This window comes from Streptomyces ficellus, assembly GCF_030406405.1.
GTDB classification, from domain to species: Bacteria; Actinomycetota; Actinomycetes; order Streptomycetales; family Streptomycetaceae; genus Streptomyces; species Streptomyces ficellus_B.
Map to the genome: position 1 here is coordinate 154,524 of NZ_JAUEPL010000001.1, position 18,197 is coordinate 172,720.

Annotated in this window: 14 protein-coding genes and 1 pseudogene; 6 read left to right on the forward strand and 9 right to left on the reverse strand. The window is 69.3% G+C overall.

Translation table 11 applies throughout. The features are described from left to right. Nucleotides 1–112: 112 nt before the first annotated feature. Nucleotides 113–1,999 carry a DUF2075 domain-containing protein gene (locus QWM81_RS00685; RefSeq protein WP_290109364.1) on the reverse strand — a complete coding sequence of 629 codons (1,887 nt, stop codon included), beginning with the start codon at nt 1,997–1,999 and terminating at the stop codon, nt 113–115. Nucleotides 2,000–2,946: 947 nt separating this feature from the next. Between QWM81_RS00685 and QWM81_RS00690 the strand changes: the two genes are divergently transcribed. Together QWM81_RS00690 and QWM81_RS00695 are read left to right on the forward strand one after the other, a co-directional pair. Continuing rightward, nucleotides 2,947–3,354, forward strand: a complete 408-nt coding sequence (locus tag QWM81_RS00690; protein WP_290109366.1) for a cupredoxin domain-containing protein — start codon at nt 2,947–2,949, stop codon at nt 3,352–3,354. A 43-nt stretch (nt 3,355–3,397) separates the two neighbouring features. After that, on the forward strand, nt 3,398–3,865 hold the full coding sequence (locus QWM81_RS00695; protein WP_290109367.1) for a hypothetical protein: 468 nt from the start codon (nt 3,398–3,400) through the stop codon (nt 3,863–3,865). A 128-nt stretch (nt 3,866–3,993) separates the two neighbouring features. Here the strand turns inward: QWM81_RS00695 and QWM81_RS00700 are convergent, their stop codons facing one another. Continuing rightward, nucleotides 3,994–4,896: an alpha/beta hydrolase gene (locus QWM81_RS00700; protein ID WP_353938262.1), complete on the reverse strand. Its 903-nt coding sequence runs from the start codon at nt 4,894–4,896 to the stop codon at nt 3,994–3,996. Between the two features lie 216 nt (nt 4,897–5,112). Beyond that, nucleotides 5,113–5,508, reverse strand: a complete 396-nt coding sequence (locus QWM81_RS00705) for an ATP-binding protein (protein WP_290109368.1) — start codon at nt 5,506–5,508, stop codon at nt 5,113–5,115. Nucleotides 5,509–5,925: 417 nt separating this feature from the next. Between QWM81_RS00705 and QWM81_RS00710 the strand changes: the two genes are divergently transcribed. From QWM81_RS00710 to QWM81_RS00720, 3 genes and pseudogenes are all read left to right on the forward strand, one after another. Then, entirely contained in the window at nt 5,926–7,503 is a 1,578-nt protein-coding gene (locus tag QWM81_RS00710; protein WP_290109369.1) for a molybdopterin-dependent oxidoreductase, read from the forward strand. 196 nt (nt 7,504–7,699) lie between these two features. Beyond that, complete coding sequence (locus tag QWM81_RS00715) at nt 7,700–8,149, forward strand: DUF4383 domain-containing protein (protein ID WP_290109370.1); 450 nt, start codon at nt 7,700–7,702, stop codon at nt 8,147–8,149. A gap of 229 nt (nt 8,150–8,378) precedes the next feature. Next, nucleotides 8,379–9,032: pseudogene (locus QWM81_RS00720) on the forward strand (hypothetical protein); the annotation flags it as partial. A gap of 707 nt (nt 9,033–9,739) precedes the next feature. Here the strand turns inward: QWM81_RS00720 and QWM81_RS00725 are convergent. Continuing rightward, nucleotides 9,740–10,486: an anti-sigma factor gene (locus tag QWM81_RS00725; protein WP_290109373.1), complete on the reverse strand. Its 747-nt coding sequence runs from the start codon at nt 10,484–10,486 to the stop codon at nt 9,740–9,742. Then, nucleotides 10,483–11,067, reverse strand: coding sequence for a sigma-70 family RNA polymerase sigma factor (locus QWM81_RS00730; protein ID WP_290109375.1), 585 nt, complete (start codon nt 11,065–11,067; stop codon nt 10,483–10,485). The genes QWM81_RS00725 and QWM81_RS00730 overlap by 4 nt, the downstream gene beginning before the upstream one ends. 373 nt (nt 11,068–11,440) lie before the next feature. Between QWM81_RS00730 and QWM81_RS00735 the strand changes: the two genes are divergently transcribed. Beyond that, nucleotides 11,441–12,085 carry a fasciclin domain-containing protein gene (locus QWM81_RS00735; protein ID WP_290109378.1) on the forward strand — a complete coding sequence of 215 codons (645 nt, stop codon included), beginning with the start codon at nt 11,441–11,443 and terminating at the stop codon, nt 12,083–12,085. Nucleotides 12,086–12,548: 463 nt separating this feature from the next. Here the strand turns inward: QWM81_RS00735 and QWM81_RS29235 are convergent, their stop codons facing one another. The 4 genes from QWM81_RS29235 to QWM81_RS00755 all read right to left on the reverse strand — a co-directional run bounded on the left by QWM81_RS29235 (nt 12,549) and on the right by QWM81_RS00755 (nt 18,146). Continuing rightward, nucleotides 12,549–13,199: a family 1 glycosylhydrolase gene (locus QWM81_RS29235; RefSeq protein WP_435372306.1), complete on the reverse strand. Its 651-nt coding sequence runs from the start codon at nt 13,197–13,199 to the stop codon at nt 12,549–12,551. 504 nt (nt 13,200–13,703) lie between these two features. Then, nucleotides 13,704–14,063, reverse strand: coding sequence for a family 1 glycosylhydrolase (locus QWM81_RS29045; protein WP_353938263.1), 360 nt, complete (start codon nt 14,061–14,063; stop codon nt 13,704–13,706). 28 nt (nt 14,064–14,091) lie between these two features. Continuing rightward, nucleotides 14,092–15,843: a glycoside hydrolase family 3 protein gene (locus tag QWM81_RS00750; RefSeq protein WP_290109533.1), complete on the reverse strand. Its 1,752-nt coding sequence runs from the start codon at nt 15,841–15,843 to the stop codon at nt 14,092–14,094. Beyond that, nucleotides 15,843–18,146 (reverse strand): glycoside hydrolase family 78 protein, encoded by a 2,304-nt coding sequence (locus QWM81_RS00755; RefSeq protein WP_290109380.1) that lies wholly within the window; start codon nt 18,144–18,146, stop codon nt 15,843–15,845. Before QWM81_RS00755 ends, QWM81_RS00750 begins: the two co-directional genes overlap by 1 nt. Between the last annotated feature and the right edge of the window lie 51 nt (nt 18,147–18,197).

The window sequence follows — 18,197 nt, forward strand, 5'->3', positions numbered from 1 at the left end:
CCCTGTGCCGCGAGCGGGCCGAGTAGCGCCTTGTGACGCGCGGCTTCACCACAGAGGCTCTCCGACTCGGCACTACGCCCCCACGACGCCTCCAGCGAACCGTCAGGTGTCGTCATACGACGGCGACCTCACGAGCCACCCCGCCCACCAACTCCCGAAGCTTCTCCCGGGTCTCCAGGTCCGTCGAGTACACGATCGTGCCGATCATGCCTCGGGTCAGCAGCACCTTGTAGGTGTTGCGGATGAGGCGGTCCACGTCGGCGTCCGGGGTGGCCTTCTTGAAGACCGGGTCCTTGGAAGCCGTGCGGTCCGTGACCCAGCGGTCGCCGCGCCAGACCAGGTCGGGGCCGATGATGACGCCGGACCAGTCGTACTCGAACCCCTGGGCGGTGTAGACGCAGCCGACCTGCCCGAAGCCGGCGGGGTCGGTGGCCCACAGCGCGGCCGGGGGCGCGCCCGAAACGGAGCGGTCGCCGCGCAGGTTCCAGGGGCGGGACCACTCGCCGATGACGACGTCGGCCGGGAGTGGTTCGCCGGGCTTGGGCTCGGGGGACCAGCGCCAGCAGTAGCCGGCGGACATGCGGGCGCTGTAGTTCTGGGCGCGGCGGGCGTCGAGGAACGCTTCCATCTCCTGCGGAGTGTCGGCGACCAGCAGCCGCATGCGGTCGTCGGGCTCCCACACCACCGGGCCGCCGGGCTCCAGGCCGAGCAGCCGTACCACCCAGCGCAGATAGGCGGCGCTCCCGCCGCACCGGAACTGGCTCTGCAGCGGCACGACATGGCAGTCCAGGCCCCTGGCCGCCGCGGCCGCCTTGATCTCGTCCACGGTGCCCATCTCGCCGGGGCGCACGACCTGGTGCTCGTCGAGGAGGAAGACGGGGACGCGGGCGACGTCGATGAGTTCGTCCAGCTGTCGCCTGCCGGTGCGGTGGGCGGCGGACGTGAAGCGGTTGGCGGAGGTCTCGCGAATGCGGTGGGCCTCGTCACAGATCAGGACGTCGAGTGTGTTCCTCTCCGTGGTCATGAAGCTGTTGAAGTACGTGAACAGCTTCTGCACCTCTCGCTTGCGCGTGCCCGCCACCTTCCGCATCGTCTTGGTGAACGACTGTGAGCCGGTGGCGTGCAGGGCGGGAATGCCCTGCCGGTACAGCTCGCCGAGCAGGGAGAGCGCGATGACGCTCTTGCCGGTGCCGGGCCCGCCGGTGACCACCACGATTTCCTTGCGGTCGGACCGCTTCGCCTTGCGTACGGCGTTGAGCACCAGCCGGTACGCGACCTGTTGTTCGTCCAGGAGTACGAACTGCTCGCGATCGCGTACCTCTTGGGCCGCGACCGCCATCAATTGCTTCGACGGAACGGTCTTGCCCGCCAGCAGTTCGTCGGCGGCACGGGCGCCCGGGTGTTTGTCACTGAGCCTGGCGAGGAGGTGGTCGAGGAACTCTCCGCGCCGATCGCCGGTGAACAACTGACCACGGCCGTCCACTTCTATCGCCCGCAGACCGCTGACGCCGAACTCGGTGGCATTGTGGAGGAACGCCACTCCACTGACCCGGTTCGGGTGCTCGGCCACCGCGCCGTTGAAGTCGACGAGGTACTGGCAGTAGCGCCGCACCTGCTCGATGGGGTTGAGGACCGGATGCGCGTAGGCGTCGATGCGGCACAGGGCCGGGTCGTCCTCGTCGGGCTCGGCCTGGCTCCACTGCTTCAGCTCCACCACGACGTACGAGGGCTCCCCCGTTACCGGGTGGACTCCGGCGAGCACCGCGTCGGCGCGCTTGCTGTTCAGCGGGAGCGCGTACTCCAGCATGACCTCCACGTCGCCCAGACCCGCGTCGTTGAGCACGGCGGCCAGGACGGGGATGCTGCGCTCCCAGGAGCGCACCTCGGACGGGCCGGGCCGGTAGCCGTGCATATGGACGAACTGGTCGGTGAGGTGGAGGTACAGAGAACTGTCGAGCGCCATGACGGCGACCGTTTTCGCGGACGCGCGGAACAGCAAGGACTTCCCCCAGGCAGCACGAAGTGACTCGTGCGGGTGGGGGCGTGTCCTTCGATACTCCACCGGGGTGGAGCGGAAGCCCGTCGGGCCGCGTTGACGATGCATCCGAGAGTACCTGGCGGTACTGACAGCCGTGCCGGTGGCCGTGGGTGCGGAGGCGCACCGGGTCCCGCTCTCCCTGCCGCATCTCAGCCGTCAGCCGTACGCCTCCGCCACGGCAACACGGCAACACGGCACAGATGGTGAGCGCTCCTGGCACCGAGAGCCGCGCTCATGGGTGGAAGCGCGCCGCCGGCCGGCAACCATACAGCGCACCTGGCGTGTGACGGACTCGGCCGCCTTCTTGGAGCGCGTCCGACGTGGTGAGGCGACGACGCTTGTAGGAGAGGAAAGCGTTCCGTCATTCGGGTGCGGCAGGAGGCCATTCGGAGGCGTGGAAGCAGTGCCCGCGTACTGCTTACGAAAGTCTGGGCCCGCGCCCGTGCCGTTCGGCGCGGGAAAGGAGATGGGGCGCGATGGGCACAGAAACCATCCCCGCAAGGCTGCTCGGGGAGCCTACCGAGCAGTCGCAGGCTTGGAGGCGGCGCCTTGCGGGTGACGAAGCCGGCACCGGCGGATCCCGCGGAGGCGACCGAGCCCTGGAGCCGTTGGTGGTGGCAGCGCCCGCGGGCCGGCCGGCCTGGCCCCGCGGCTGCAGGAACAGGCCACGCAGACCTATGTGTTCGCCGCCTTCAGCGGGCACAGCGCCGGTGGAATCAACACCGCCGCCACCACCATGTCCGTCGAGTCAGCGCCCTCGCTGATCCTGCGCTACGTACTCAGCCAGTACCTGGTGCCTCATCAGTACCGGCAAGGCCCCCAATACCAGCCTCTCGACCGTTTGAGCCGCAGGTCCGGTGCCCAGGCATCCGGCCCGTTCTGCAGCCCCGAAGCCGACCGGAGAAACGATGCTCTACCGCCCACTCAGGCCGCACTCCGCCCTGGCAGCCGTCGCACTGTGCATGCTGACAGCCGTCACCGCCTGCTCCAACGGCGAAGGTTCGGCACCCGCCGCTTCTCGTCCCGCCACCTCTGCCTCGTCTCCCCCGGCAGGCAAGAAGGAGGCGCGCATCACCGTCAAGGACTTCGCGTTCAAACCCGCGAACCTCACCGTCAGCCCGGGAACGACCGTCACCGTGATCAACCAGGACTCCGCACCCCATACGGTCACAGCCGGCAGCGGAGGCAAGCCCTTCGACACGGGCACCATCGCCGCAGGTGAGTCGGCCACGTTCGCCGCACCCTCCAGCGCTGGGAAATACAGCTACATCTGTGACATCCACCCGTTCATGAAGGGTTCGCTCACCGTCCGCTGACGACGGTGGCGGCGGTACGTCCGTCGTGCGGGGAAGGAAAACCATGACGCTCGACCAGTCCGGCTCGTCACGCCCCGCCCGGCGGGGCCACCAGTCGCTACGGGTCGCTGCCCGCGCCCTGGCCGCCGTCGGCCTGGCCGTGGACGCCTCTGTACACGCCCACCTCGCCGACCGCTACGACGCGGCCACCGCGACCATCAGCCAGGGCACGCTATTCCGCGTCGAAGCCGCCCTCGCCGCCCTCGCAGCGCTCCTCGTCCTGGCATGGCGTCGAGCTGCGGCGGACGCGTTCGCCTGGCTGGTCGCCGCAGGAGGGCTCGCCGCCCTCCTCGTGTACCGCTACGTGAACGTCGGTGGCATCGGGCCCTTGCCCAATATGTACGAGCCGACGTGGTTCACGGAAAAATACGTCGTGGCAGCCGCACAGGTTCTGGCCATCGTGGCTGCCACGCTCCTCCTCACAGGCATCCGGCGGCCCTACTTCCGGGCTCGCCGTCCTGGACGCGTATGAGATGCACATGGTGCTCATTGGCTACGCGGCCAGTGGATCGCCGCTCCACTCGCAACGTCCGCGTAGAGACCGCGAGCGGCGCTACGCCTGACCTGTTCAGGAGATCAAGCGAAGTGGTGGCACGACTATCACCTGCCTGGCGGCAAGTCCCGCAGGAGTCGGCCACCCTCACACACTGTGCCGTGAGCCTGGGCCGCGGCCAGGCTGGGTGGCATCGCGACCTCACCGAGCATGCCCGCTGTCAGGAAAGCGGTGAGCCGGTGCCAGTCGCCTGCGTCGCGGAGCATGGCATGTCCGCCGCTCGGCATGGAGACGCCGCAGGCCCGTACACCCGCGCGATGGGCCCTGCGTACGAAATCCCAGGAGCCGCGGGCGCTGGTGACACGGTCGCCCTCGTCGTGCAGAACCACCATCTGTTTGCCCCTGAGGTGCGTCACGGGTTCTCCCGGCGGACACCATGGGGCAAGGGCCACAACCCCGCTCACGTGGGAGTGCCCCGCCACCCGGAGAGCCGCCCGGGCGCCCATGGAGTGCCCCACCAGGACCACTGGTCTGAGCGGGGCGAGCGATTTGAGCTCGTCCAGTGCCTCGTTGGCGTCGTGGACCGGGTCGGTACGGGATCCGTTCCAGCCGCGGTAGCGGTAGTGGACCGTCGCGAGGAGCACGTCACCTTTCGGCATCCTTCGGAGGATCGCGCTGCCGAACGGCCGCATGCGGGCCGCCGGGAGGTTCAACAGTGGTGGTGGCGTCAGGGCGTCCGAGCGGCCTCCGTGCAGGAGCAGCACCGCTCCTCGAGGCACGGGCGGCACGACGCGTGTCCGCAGCGGCCGATGTCCGTCACCATCCCGGTCGCCGCCCCTCCCCCCGAGCCCGCTCATCGGGCACCCCGCAGGCCGTGTCGGGCGGACCGGTGCGGTGGGCGGGGAGAGAAACCGCTCGTGCGCGCCACGTACTGCGCATAGCGGGGGCGTCCCGCCATATGGGCCTCCAGAAGTCGCTTGCCGCTCTCCCCGGTGCAGGAGAGCGCTCATTGTCACCAGCGCGACCAACGGCAAGCACGACCGAACTCCGCCGGGTGCCGCAGACCATCGGGTACATGCCTCATCAGATGAGCGAGTCGCCGAAGTAGTCACCGTCCCACAGGCGTGCGTCGGACCGCCTCATCGCGGATGCGGCGCGATGTCGAGGGTGCTTCGAAGCCCGGCCCCGGCCGGATTGGTCACGGCGCGCGATTCGGCAGTCGGCCGCTACCGGCTGACACGGCCGGGCTCGGTTTCGAGCTGCGCCCACACCGTGTGCCCGTGGGCGGAGGGCTCGTCGCCCCACGACGACGCCAGGGCGTCGACGATGCGCAGACCGCGTCCGCCTTCGGCGAGGAAGCCGGAGGGGTGGCGCCATCGAGCTCGTACGACGTCGACGTCGATGCCCGGCCCGGCGTCATCGACCTCCAACCGCACGTACCACGGCCGGGCCTCGTCGCAGAAGAGCCACATGCGCACACCCCACGGCGGAGTGCCGTGACGCACCGCATTGGACAACATCTCCGTCAGCACCAGCAGGGCGTCATCGGCGAGGGTTTCCAGATGCCACTGCGCCAGGCAACGGCCGATCGCGGCTCTTGCTCCGGCAGCGGTGCTCGCCATCGAAGCGGTAGAGCAGCCGCTCCCAGGAGGCGATACAACGGGCACGAGGACTTTCATACCTTTGATTCGTTACCGGCACGTGCCCGGATGGGTCGGCCCGCAGCGCCCTGACAACCTTGGGCAACGCCTGCGTCAGCCACTGAACACTCGGCGCGGCAACCCATAAGTTCGCGCGGCGACCGGAAGGGGCTCGGGCGGAAGCCGAAGCCCCCTTCCTCGCGTCGTCGATCACCTCTTGCACGTTGCCGCACACCACCTCGGATGTGCCGTTCCACCGCGTACGGCAGACGGAGCCGGAGCCGGACGTCGTGAGCGTCCCCTTCTCCAGAGGCCACCTGTTCTCCCGAGGCCACCTGGCTGGCCAAGGAAAAAGGACTGTGGACCCATCTGTCTGCCGTCCGGCTCCGAACAGGCGGTGTGACTGTTCTTGAGAACCTGTGGTTCCGTCGGCTGCTCGCTGGGCTGAGCGGATTGCTTGCCGGGTACGCGGCGCTTGCGGTGGCTGAGCTTGTCGCTGCCGCTGCTGTTCGTCCCGAGGCGGGTCCGGTCACGGCGGTGGGTGGAGCGGCCATCGACCGTACGCCGGCGCCGGTGAAGGACTGGGCGATCCGTACCTTCGGCGAGAGCGACAAGCTGGTCCTGCAACTGGGCATTGTCGCGGTCCTCGCGGCCCTCGCCGTGGTCCTGGGACTTGTCGCGCTGCGCCACCGGCGGGTGGGCGCGGCGGGGGTGCTGCTGTTCGGCGTGGTGGGAGCCGTCGCCGCCACGAGTCGTCCCGACTCCGACTCCTTCACCGACGGGGTGCCGTCCCTGGCGGGGGCGCTCGCGGGGGCCGCGCTCCTCCGGTGGCTGACCGGCCTGCTCATCGCTCCCGCACGCGCGGCGGCGTCGGCGTCCGGGGAGGGCTGGGACCGGCGCGGTTTCCTGATCGCCGCGAGCGCCGCCGCCGTGGCGTCCACCGGCGCCGGAGTCGTGGGCCGGACGCTGGGCGCGTCGCGTGCCCGCGACGCGACTTCCTCCCGGGCGGCCGTCGTTCTGCCCCGGCCGGACTCGCTCGCCGCACCGGTGCCCAAGGGCGCGCAGCTGCGTGTCGCAGGTGTCAGCCGGTTCGTCACCCCCAACAAGGATTTCTACCGTGTCGACACAGCCTTGGTCGTGCCCACGGTGGATGCCACGCGCTGGCGGCTGCGTATTCACGGCCGGGGCGTGCGCAGGCCCCTCACACTCACCTTCCAGGACCTGCTCGACCGGGAGCTGGTCGAGCGGGACATCACACTCGCCTGCGTCTCCAACGAGGTCGGCGGCCCGTACGTGGGCAATGCCCGCTGGATCGGTGTACGCCTGGCCGACCTGCTGGCCGAGGCCGGTGTGAAGCCGCCGTCCAAGGGCGGCCCGGCCGATCAGCTGGTGGCCCGCTCCGTCGACGGCATGACGCTCGGCACCCCGGTCGAGGACGTGATGGACGGGCGCGACGCGCTGCTCGCCGTCGGTATGAATGGCGAGCCGCTGCCCTTCGACCACGGCTTTCCTGTCCGCATGGTGGTGCCTGGCCTGTACGGGTACGTCTCGGCGTGCAAGTGGATCGAGGACATCGAACTCACCACGTTCGACGCCTACGACCCCTACTGGGTCAAGCGCACATGGGCCCGCGAGGCACCCATCAAGACCCAGTCGCGCATCGACACGCCCAAGCCGTTCGCCCGCCCGGCCGCCGGGATCGTCATGGTCGCCGGCGTCGCCTGGGCCCAGCACCGGGGCATCGACGTGGTGGAGGTACGCGTCGACGACGCCCCTTGGGAGCGGGCCGACCTTGCCACGGAGGGCACGATCGACACCTGGCGACAATGGTCCTTCCCCTGGAAGGCCACCCCTGGCAGCCACACCTTGACCGTCCGCGCAACCGACCGCACCGGACAGACGCAGACGGAGAAACGCACCCGCACGATCCCCGACGGGGCGAGCGGATGGCACTCGGTGGTGGTCACCGTGGACTGAGACACGCGGCGCGAACGGGCGGGGTCCGCATGGCGAAGGACTGCCGAGACTGCAAGCCCTGGATGTCGGCGGGACGGACTCAGTCGGGGAGCGCCAGAGGTTGTAGAGCGCTTGATCACGCCAGGCGGGGCAAGCGCCGCATAAAGGCAGGCCATCATCTCGCAAGCCGTATGTGTCCAGGAAGGACGCCACCATCATGCCCACTCATCACTCCGGCCCCGTAACAGCCCGCACCCGCGTACAGCAGGCCGCCCTCGTCGTTGGCGCGGTATTCCTCCTGGTCGGCATCCTGGGCTTCATTCCCGGAGTCACCACCGATTACGACACGATGAAGTTCGCCGAGCACCACTCCGAGGCCAAGCTCCTCGGCCTTTTCCAGATCTCGATCCTGCACAACATCGTGCACCTGCTGTTCGGCATCGCCGGCCTCGCCATGGCGCGCGCCGCCTCCACCGCCCGCGCCTTCCTCATCGGCGGCGGCGCCATCTACCTGGTGCTGTGGATCTACGGCCTGATCATCGACCACGACAGCGCGGCCAACTTCGTCCCCGTCAACTCAGCAGACAACTGGCTGCACTTCGTACTCGGCATCGGCATGATCGCCCTCGGCGTCCTGCTCACCCGCCGTACCACCGCCGCACGCTGACGACGTCACAGCACAAGGTTGCCTGAAAATGCTGCGGCGGAAGGGCGGGTGACCGGGATTCCCCCGGGCCACCCGCCCTCCTGCTGCGGCAAGCGACTCACCCGGTTACCTCTGGCCGCGGACCACCGCTTCAATGAGAAGCAATCCACCTGAGCCGCCAAACCGAATAAAGGGAGAAAGAAGCTGGAAAAGCGTCAGAACAGGTAGCCCCGGAAGGGGATGGATTCTCGTGACAACTACCCACCACGCCCGTCTTGCCACCCTGATAGCCGTGCCGGCGGCGCTCACCCTGGCAGTGGCGGTACCCGCACTGGCAAGTGACAGCGACCACAGCACTACCAAGGCCCAGCAGCACCGCGGCTATCACGTCGATCTCCGCCAGCAGAACAACTCTGGTGCCGGTGGTAGCGCGCAGCTCAGTCTGGACGGCCGGAAGCTGACGGTGAAGATCTACGCCACTGGGCTCGTCCCCGGCCAGCCGCATGCCCAGCACATCCACGGCTCCACCACCGGCAAGGACTTCCGCTGCCCCGACATGACCGCGGACAAGAACAAAGACGGCATCGTCACCACCACGGAGGGCCTGCCCGCCTATGGCGACATCAACATCTCGCTGACCACCAAGGGCGACACCACCAAGGCCAGCGCGCTCGCTGTCGACCGCATGCCGGTCGCCGGCAAGGACGGCAAGCTGTCCTACTCGCGCACCATCACCGTCTCCCAGGCCGTGGCCGACCACATCAAGAACCTGCACATCGTGCAGCACGGTATCGACCCCAACGGCAACGGCACATACGACTTCAGCAAGGGCAAGAGCGAACTCGACCCGAAGCTGCCGCAAGAAGCGACAGCTCCCGCAAGCTGCGGAATGATCAAGGGAAGCACCCACGACATGAAGTAACCACCCGACCGACTGCGGTGCCCCGACGAACTGACGCCCGTTCCCGGTGACGATCAGGCAAAGATCGTCACCGGCTCAACGGACCAGTACACAGCCGGGGCGCCGACCGTCCCGGGGAAGCATGAACGGCACAACCACGGATGCCGTGAGTTTGCGCCTCCACGCCCCTTCGGTTGAACGGCGGGCCGCTGAGCAGGCCCGCAGGACTGCGGCACCGAAGCAGGGGCAGCAACAGCGTCCGGGCGCATTGACGAAGGCATCCCCAGCGCTCGTCACGAGGCTTCGCCGTCCAGGACACATGGTGGCCGGCTGAACTGAACATGTCGTCGTCCTCGTCGTGCACATAGAGAAGGCCGCTCATGCGATGTGGGTTTGAGTGTCGCTGGCCCAGGGTGTTGGCTTCCAACTCCATCACCACGGTGGAGAAGCGCCGCCGCACCGAGTCTGTGCTCTCACGAAGAGACTTTCGCAGCGTTTGCCAGACCTCAAGACGGGGCGGTGATGTGGGGCAGGCTGGACGGCGGTAAGCGGAGCGAACCGATTGCGTTGCACGAAGCGCTGCCCGCGATCGGCCGTCGGCCCTTTCTTGGTATCCGTGGGTGGAAGGCTGTGGTGTCTTTACACCCCGCCCGGCACCGACGCCGCGTTCGCCTGCGCCGTGCTGGGTTGCGAGCCGCCCGCCAGTGGCCTCAAGCGGGAAGCGTCATGAGCATCAGGGGAGTGCTCGTGGGCTGCGGTGACCCGCCGGCGGGTTCCACGGTGACCCCTACTCCGCTGGCGCCGTCGACGTCCCCCTCCATCACCAGGCCGCCGTCGGTACGGGTGAGGCCGGCGGGCCTCATCTTGCCGCCGTCGGCGAACCACAGCTGGTACGTCTTGCCGGAGGGTAGCTCGGGCAGGCCGGACGCCAAGAACACGGCGCTGTTCTCCTCACGGGAGACGACCACGGTGGCCTTGGCACCGCCCTTGCCGCTCGCCGTGACGGTGCGGGCGTCGGGGGCCACCAGTACCCGCGCCATGTCGGCCGCCCGCTGTTCCGCTCGTTGCGCCTGTTCCTCGGCTTGCCACGCCTCCTGGTGCTGCCACACCGCCACGCCGCCGAACGCGGTGGCAGCGGCGACGCACGCCGCGAGGACCAGGCGAGGCAGCCGCCCCATGCGACCGGACGTGGGCTGCGGCGCGGAGACGCCGGGCAAGAATGTCGGTGGAAGCTGACGGACGGTGGAGATCCGGCTCAGAACCTGCTCCTTCAGAGCGGCCGGTGGGGCGGAGGCCACGGCGGAACCGAGGCGGGCGGCGGTGGCGGACAGCTCACGCACCTCCTGCGCGCACGCCGGGCAGTCCCGCAGATGGCGCTCGAACTCGTCCCGCTCGTCGTCCGGCAGCGCGTCGAGCGCGTAGGCGCCGGAAGGCGCATGCAGATGCTCCTCGTTCACGCGTTCACTCCCATGCAGTCCCGCAGCCGGATCAGTCCGTCACGCAGCCGCGTCTTGACCGTCCCCAGGGGCGCCGACAGCGAGGCGGCGACCTCCCGGTAGGTGTACCCGTGGTAGTAGGCCAGTGTCACCGCCTGCTTCTGCAGTTCGGTCAGGGACTGAAGGCACCGTCGTACCTGCTCGCTCTCCAGCCGGACCGTCACCTCCTCGCTGACCTGGTCGTAGGCGGGCGTGTGCTCCCGGCGCGCACTGCGCCGGTCGCGCTCCGTGGCCGCCTGCTCGGAGCGGACGCGGTCCACCGCACGGCGGTGGGCCATGGTCATCACCCATGCCATGACGCTCCCCTGCTCCGGCCGGAACCGGGCAGCGTGGCGCCACACCTCCACCATGACCTCCTGTGCGACCTCCTCGGACTGGGCCGGGTCCCTGAGCACCCTGAGCACCAGCCCGAAGACTGGCCCCGCGATCGAGTCGTAGAGCGTGGCGAAAGCATCCTGGTCACCGCCGGCCACCTGGGCGACGACCTCCGAAAGGTCGGGCTCGCGGTGCGACGAGCCGCCGATGCGTGCGAATTCCCTCACCGCGCACCCGCCTCGCGGGCACGGTCCGCTGGACGGATCGCGACCTGCTGGTCGTCCATGAGCGACCCCTTCACGTGTGTCGTGGTGGAAGGAAGCGAAGTACGCCCATGCTTCCCTTTGCCGCTGATTCGTAGCCCAGCCGTTTGCGGATGGGTCGTGGCCCCCGCCCGTCTGTGTGACGTTCTGCCGGATGAGGCTGGCTCCTCGGATTTTCCAGCTTGGGACCAATCCGATACGGCGGCATCTCCGAATGGGGGACGTGAGGGCAGCGGCAGGACTTCGCACCTGTTCCCGGGCTTCGAGTTCTGCCCGCTGCCCTCCTTACCCCGGTCGGCACCCAACGGCGGTGCCGGCATTCCTCACGAGGAGACCCATGCATACGATCCGTTCCCGCCGCGCTCTCGCCACTGTCGCAGCCGCCGTCACCCTGCCGCTCGCCCTCACGGCCTGCGGCATGGGCGACTCGAGCGATTCGACGTCGGACGCGTCGGCGACCGCTGCCGCGTCCACCCCGAGTGAGACCGAGGAGAAGGCGACGGCGGACGGGCCGTTCGGCCCGGCGTGCGCGTCGGTGCCCAAGGAAGGTGCGGGAAGTTTCGACGGGATGGCGAAGGACCCCGTCGCCACGGCCGCCACGAACAACCCTGCCCTGTCGACCCTCGTCACAGCCGTGAAGAAAGCCGGCCTGGTCGACACCCTCAACAACGCCCAGAACATCACAGTCTTCGCACCGACCAACGACGCCTTCGCAAAAATCCCTAAGGCGGATCTCGACAAGGTCCTGAACGACAAGGCCACACTGACGAAGATCCTCACCTACCACGTGGTCGGCCAGAAGCTCACACCGCAGCAGCTCGAGAGCGGCACGTTCGAGACGCTGGAGAAGAGCACGCTGACCACGTCCGGCTCGGGCGAGTCGTACCAGGTCAACGGCAACGCCAACGTCGTGTGCGGCAACGTGCCCACAGCCAACGCCACCGTCTACATCGTCGACACCGTCCTCATGCCCAAGATGTAACCGCCTCGGCGAAGGAGGGGCCCGGGCGAGGCCCGGGCCCCTCCTTCGCTTCGCGCAATGGCGAGGTGGGCAACTTGCTTGTAGCAGCACAGGGTTGCAGCCAGTCCAAGAAGGGCTTGAAGTACCGGCCGGTCGGGGTCGTGCCTTGTGTGGTGACCCACCACCATCGCTTCGCCCCTGCGCCGTCACGGGTGCTGGCGGCGCTTCCACCGACTGTGCCATCAGGTGCCTGACCAGCGCCGCAATGTGCCTGACACGCCATGAGAACGAACGCCAAATGAGTGTCACGAGCGCCATGTCAGCGTCCAGGAATCGCCCGCAACGCCCGCACCGCACACAATGCGCATAAACAAAACCCGCAGGTCATCGGCGCTTCGCGGCCGGTTGCAAGAATGGCCACGCACTCCACGTGGTGCGTCATCGAAATCGCGTCACGGGGAGAGGGAACCAGAGAATGCACAGGTCAGATGGACTTTCTCCGCCCCACTTGCGGCCCATCAAACAGGCCGAGCGTCAAATGAGCGTCATGAGCCGGCCAGGCGCCTGTGTGGTTGAGGTCGAGACGGTTCGCAAGGCCGGGCCGGACCCGGTGGAAGTGGCCATGGCGGTCGGGCTCGGCGGCGACTGCCTCGCGGACGTCGGGATGCTGCGGGCCGGTCGCCTCAGACGCGACGGTCTCCCGCCTCATCGACACCCTCGACACGGCTGGCCCGAGGCCCCTTCGCGCGATACGGGACGCGCGGGCCAAAGTGCGTGACAGCGTCTGGAAGCGGGCAGTGGGCCGACCGTCACTCGGCGAGGTGACCGGTGCGGGCGATGGTGCCGAGCCGGTGGGCGCTGGGCTTGGGAGTGCGGGGGCGAAGGTCTGGCGGTCGACGGCGACCAGGCCGAAGGTGGGCTTGTAGCCGGCGACCCATTCGAAGTTGTCGAGCAGCGACCAGTGGATGTACCCGCGCACGTCGATGCCGTCGTCCATGGTGACTCGAAGTCCGTGCAGGGCGGTGCCGGTGTAGTCGATGCGGCGGGTGTCGTCGGCGGTGGCGATGCCGTTCTCGGTCACCAGGATCGGTACGCCGCCGGTCGTCTGCCAGGTGTGGCGTACGGCCTGTTCCAGGGCTTGGGGGTAGTGACTCCCAGTCGGTCAGGGTCTGCTCGGCGGTCTCCGGGACGGGCAGGGGGCCGTCGGGGCCGATGACGGTGCGGGTGTATGCCTGTACGCCGATGAAGTCGTCGCCCTTGGCGGCTTCGAGGAAGAAGTCCTCACGCTCTCGGGACCGGGCGGCGGCCGCCTCCCACCGCCGGGTGTGGACTGGACGACCTGGCTGGCGATCGTCCAGCCGGCCGCGATCCCGGACTGGCCGCGCAGGATGTCCACGGCGCGGGCGTGGGCGGCGACCAGAGCGTCGGCGGTCGGGCGGTGGGGGGCGGGCATGACGCCGGTAAAGGCGGGCCCGTTCGGTGGACGGCAGGTGGAGTTGGGCGGTCATGGCGGCGAGGTTGGGCTCGTTGATGGTGCAGACGTACGAGACGCCCCCGGCCAGGATGGACAGGACGGTCTCGCAGTAGCGGGGGCGAAGCGGTCGGCCGAGCCGGGGGCGGGCCCATCCGCCGGCGGCGGTCATCCAGCGGGGCACGGTGAAGTGCTGCAGGTGACGACAGGGTCCAGCCCGCGTGCGCGGCAACCGGCGACCATGCGGCGGTAGTGGTCGAGCGCGGCGCGGGAGATTTCACCGGGTTGGGGCTCGATGCGGCTCCACTGTAGGGGGAACCGGTAGGTGTTGAGGCCGAGACCGGCGGCGATGTCCAGGTCCTCCTCCCAGCGGTGCCAGCTGTCGCAGGCGTCCCCGCTGGGCTCGGTGAAGAACGTGTCGGGGCGGTGTTCCATCTCCCAGAAGTCGTTGTTGACGTTGCCGCCCTCGACCTGGTGGGCAGCGGTCGCGGCGCCCCACAGGAAGCCGTCGGGGACGGCGCTGTTCATACGAGACTCCTTGTCGCTCAGGGTGGGCTCACGCTGCGGAGTCGGCGGCATATCGCAGCCCGTGGCCGAAGGGGTAGAGCGGATCGGTGCTCTCCTGCGGCACATCGGGACGTCCGGCCTCGACCTCGGCCATGGAACGGGGAAGTTGGAACGGCAGCCTGCCCTGTGGGGCCGCCCGGCCGAACAGGACGTCGAGCAGCGCCCGGTCGCCGGCGCCGTAGGCGGCGAGCAACACGGCGGCACGGTCGGCGATTTCGGGGATGACGGCGGGTCGTTCGAGGTGGATGGTGACGACGGTGGGCACCCTGTCGAGCAGGGCGAGGATCTGCTTGAGGCGGTCTCGGTCGAAGTCGAGTCGGCCGGCGTGGAAGAAGGACTCGAACAGGCCCGGGCGGGGCTCGTAGGGGGTGTTCAGGCGCAGCACCGCGAGGTCGGCCTGAGCCGGGTCGGTGACGATGTCCGTGTACTCGGCGGCCACGGCCGGGTCGACGCCCTCCACGTACAGCCGGGGGCGGCCGGTCAGCGGCAGTACGCCGGCACGGTTCTCCAGCAGGGTCAGCGAGCGGCGCTGGGCGGTCTCCCCGGCGGTGCGGAAGTCGGCGCGGCCGACGATCTCTTCGGCGGCGTCCGGGTCGACATAGCGGCGGTCGTCGAACAGCCCGAGGCGGAATTTCTCGGCGAGCAGTCGGGTGACGGAGGCGTCGAGGCGGGATTCCGCCAGCCGTCCGTTGCGGACGAGGCCCGTGATCAGCTCGGGGCATGCCTCGCCGCCGATCTGGTCGGCGCCGGCGTGCAGCACCTTCAGTGCCCGCTCCTCGGGCGTGAGGTGTTCCACGCCCCAGGCGCGGGCGGCGTGCATCTCGCCCATGATCGGGCCGTCGTTGATCAGGCCCCAGTCGGTGCAGACGATGCCGTCGAAGCCCAGCTTCTCGCGCAACAGCCCGGTGATGATCCCCTTGTTGAAGCCGAAGCCGACCTCTTCGTACATGGTGCCGACCGGCATGCCGTAATACGGCATGACCTGCGTCGCCCCGGCGGCGATGGCCGCCTTGAACGGCCCCAGGTGGTAGTCGAAGAAGCCACCCGGGTAGACCTGTTCCCTGCCGTAGGGGAAGTGCGGGTCCTCGCCGTCCTTCTGCGGGCCGCCGCCGGGGAAGTGCTTGACCATCGCTGCCACGCTGTCCTGGCCAAGCTGCTCGCCCGGACCCCGCAGGCCCTCGATGTACGCGGCGGCCAAGCGCGAGGTGAGGTCGGCGTCCTCACCGAACGTGCCCGAGATACGGGCCCAACGCGGTTCGGTGGCCAGGTCGATCTGCGGGTGCAGGGCGACACGCAGACCGACGGCCAGGTACTCGCGGCGCACGATGTCGCCGTACCGGCGAACCAGCTCCACGTCGTCGATGGCCGCCAAGCCCAGGGCCTCGGGCCACTGAGAGAAGGGGCCGGCCATCATCGCGGTGCCCGGATTGTCGGTGAACGCGTGGCGCGGATCGGTGGACAGCGTCACCGGGATGCCGAGCCGGGTGGCGGCGGCCTGCTCCTGGAGGCGGTTGTGGAGCTCGGCCATCTCGCGTGGGGTGCCCGCACCCAGCAGGTTGAAGTGCGACATGAGCTGGTCGGACATCATCTGCTCGGCGGTGAGGCCGATGGGTGCGGGGTTCGCTCCGATGCCTATCGCGTGGTGGAAGAGCAGCCCGGCCTTCTCTTCCAGGGTCATCCGGGGCAGCAGGTCGGCCACCCGTTCTTCGACGTTGCGGCTGGGGTCGCGGTACGGGTGAATCACTGCTGCTCCTCGGTGGTGCGGTGGGGGGCGTGGAAGGTGTGATTGCCGGGCCCGGCCCGGGTTGGTTCGGCGCCCGGCAGGTCGATGGTGGCCTCGGTGCCCTGGGGGACGGTCACGCTGACCGTCAGCCGGCCGTCGGTCAGGCGCCACGCCATCTCGGCCCGTCCGTACGGTGTCTCGTGCGCGGCCTTGGCCCAGGTGAGGCCGCCGCCGGGGCGGGGCCGGACGAGCAGGCGGCGGTAGCCGGGGGCGGCGGGGGCGAGACCGGCGACGGTGCGGTGCAGCCAGTCGGCGATCGCGCCGAGCGCGTAGTGGTTGAAGGAGGTCATCTCTCCGGGGTTGACGCTGCCGTCGGGCAGCAGGCTGTCCCAGCGCTCCCAGATCGTGGTGGCGCCCATGTCCACCTGGTAGAGCCATGACGGGCAGGAGCGCTCCAGCAGCAACCGGTACGCGGTATCGGTGTGGCCGGTGGCGGTGAGCGCGTCGCACACCAACGGCGTGCCGAGGAACCCGGTGCCGATCCGGTACCCACGCTTGGCCACCAGAGCGGCCAGCCGGTTCCCGGCCTCGGCTCGCTCGGCGCCGTCCTGGAGCAGGTCGAAGCCGAGGGCGAGGGCGTAGGCGGTCTGGGTCTCTTCCGTGAGGTGGCCGCCGAGGGTGTGGAAGCGGGCGCGGAAGGCTTGCCGTACGGCATCGGAGAGTGCGTGGTAGTGCTCGGCGTCGTCCTTCCTCCCCAGTACGTCGGCGGTGCGGGCCAGCAGTCGGGACGAGTGCGCGAAGTAGGCGGTTGCGACGAGTGGGGAGGAGGTCGTCGCCCCGCCGGGGTCGTCGGGGGACGCGGTCGGGTCGAGCCAGTCGCCGAACTGGAAGCCCTCGCCCCACACGTGCGTGGGGCCGGCGGTCCGGTCGACGGCGTCGACCCAGGCGCGCATGGACGGGTACTGGGTGCGCAGCACCTCGGTGTCGCCGTACCGCTCGTACAGCACCCACGGGACGATGACGGCGGCGTCGCACCAGCCGGCCATCGGGGGGTTGCCGGGAGGCATCGGTACGGGGATGTTCAAGGGGATGTCAGGGCTGATCACCGGGGGGATGCCGTCGGGGTCCTCGCTCTGGTCGGCGGCGAGGTCGCGCAGCCAGGAGCGCAGGAAGTCCTTGGTGTCGTAGAGGAACGTGGCGGTGGGGGCGAAGACCTGGATGTCGCCGCTCCAGCCGAGGCGTTCGTCGCGCTGGGGGCAATCGGTGGGAACATCGAGGAAGTTGCCCCGCATCCCCCACACCACGTTCTCGTGCAGCCGGTTCAGCGACGGATCGGAGGACTCGAACCAGCCTGTCCGCCGGAGGTCGCTGTGCAGGACCACAGCCGTGACGTCACCGGGGCCGAGTTCGCCGGGCCAGTTGTCGATGTCGGCGTAGCGGAAGCCGTGGAAGGTGAAGCGGGGCTCCCACTGCTCGCCGTCGGCGTCGCCGCGCAACGTGTAGCGGTCGGTGGCCATGGCGCCGCGCAGCGGACGTACGCACAACTCGCCGTCCTCCAACACCTCCGCATGCCGCAGAGTTACGGTGCGCCCCGCCTCACCGCGGACGCGGATGCGGAGCCTGCCGACCAGGTTCTGGCCGAAGTCCACGAGGGTGCGCCCGGTTGGCGAGGTGGTGACGGAGAGCGGGGGCAGGCACGCGATGCGCCGCACGGGAGGGCTGTCGGCCGGGAACAGCACCGAGGTGTCGAAGTCCACCACGCGCACCGGATGCCAGTGCGTGTCGTCGAAGCCCGGTTCGCTCCAGCCGGGCAGCTCCCGGCGGGCGTCGTATGCCTCCCCCTCGTACAGGCCGGCGGCGGTGACCGGCCCGGCCGCCGCGCGCCAGCCCGGACCGGTCGTGACCGTCTGGACGCTGCCGTCGGCGTACTCGATCCGCAGCTCGGCGAGCAGTCCGGTGTGCGATCCGTAGATGTCACGGTTGCCGCCGTTGAAGCCGAGCAGGCCCCGGTACCAGCCGTCCGCCAGGTGCGCGCCCCAGGCATTGGGACCGGGGCGCAACATCCGGGTCACGTCGAAGGACTGGTAGCGGTGGCGATGGTGGTAGCTGGTCCAGCCCGGTGCCAGGACGTGGTCACCGACCACGGCGCCGTTGAGCTGCATCTCGTACACCCCCAGGGCGGTGACCCTCAGCTCCGCCCGTCTCACCTGGCCGCTCGCGGTGAACACCTCACGCAGCAGCGCGGCGGGCCGACCCTTGGGAGCGGGTGGCTCTTCCGGCCAGGCGGGGGTGATGACCTGAGCGGTCCAGGTGTGGGGCATGTCTGCCTTTCTCGGTGTCGACGGGGCGGGGGCCGTCCGGGGGAGGGTCGT